The organism is Pseudonocardia halophobica (assembly GCF_027922425.1).
In the GTDB taxonomy this organism is placed as follows: Bacteria; Actinomycetota; Actinomycetes; order Mycobacteriales; family Pseudonocardiaceae; genus Pseudonocardia; species Pseudonocardia halophobica.
In genome coordinates this window covers 1-630 of sequence record NZ_BSFQ01000230.1, presented here as the reverse complement: position 1 = coordinate 630, position 630 = coordinate 1, and the positions used below count along the sequence as shown (strand labels likewise).

The 630-nt window shown below is 63.8% G+C and carries 2 protein-coding genes; both read right to left on the bottom strand.

Translation table 11 applies throughout. The features are described 5' to 3' along the window. The coding region (locus tag PKE99_RS38325) for an alkaline phosphatase family protein (protein WP_271215136.1) at positions 1-385 on the bottom strand (385 nt) is incomplete at its 3' end. 1 nt (position 386) lies between these two features. Beyond that, the coding region (locus tag PKE99_RS38320) for a hypothetical protein (protein ID WP_271215135.1) at positions 387-630 on the bottom strand (244 nt) is incomplete at its 5' end.

Below are 630 nucleotides of genomic sequence, written 5' to 3'. Positions count from 1 at the left end.
AGGTGATGCGGTATTTCGGATGGCTGTAGAGCACATTGTGGTGCTCATCCGGGATCGGCACATAGCCGTGATAAATCTTGCCGCGCGTGGTGCAGTAAAAACCGGCCTCTTTCATCCTGTAGGGCCAGAGCTGCTGGGGCGCGAGCGTGCGGCACTCATCTTCGCCGAGGTCAAAAATCCCGGTCTGGAACGGCGAATAGACCGACATGACCGCCCACCGGCTGGGCTTGCAGACGGCAATCTCGCAATAGGCGCGGCGGAACACCGTGCCACGCGCGGCCAGCATATCGAAGCCCTCGGCCACCAGCGGCAGGCCGAATTGCGACAGGATATCCGGGCTGGCGCAATCGTCCAGCGCAATGAACAGAACGTTTTGAACGGCCATTTCAGAACCCGTAAAGCGCGTTGCGGTATTGGGCGATGCGCTGGCGCACCAGCGGATCGGTAAACGCGTCACCGTCGATGATGCCCGCGTTCAAGACGTGGCCGGGGAACGCGCCCCGTCCGGGCACTGCGCCGAGCGTCAGGGTGGCGGTGGTCTCACCTGTCACGGCGGCGGTGGTGCCGCTGGCGGTCGGGGCGGCATCGTCGGTGGCATATTTGACCTGCCCGGTGACGCGGTTCCAGGCG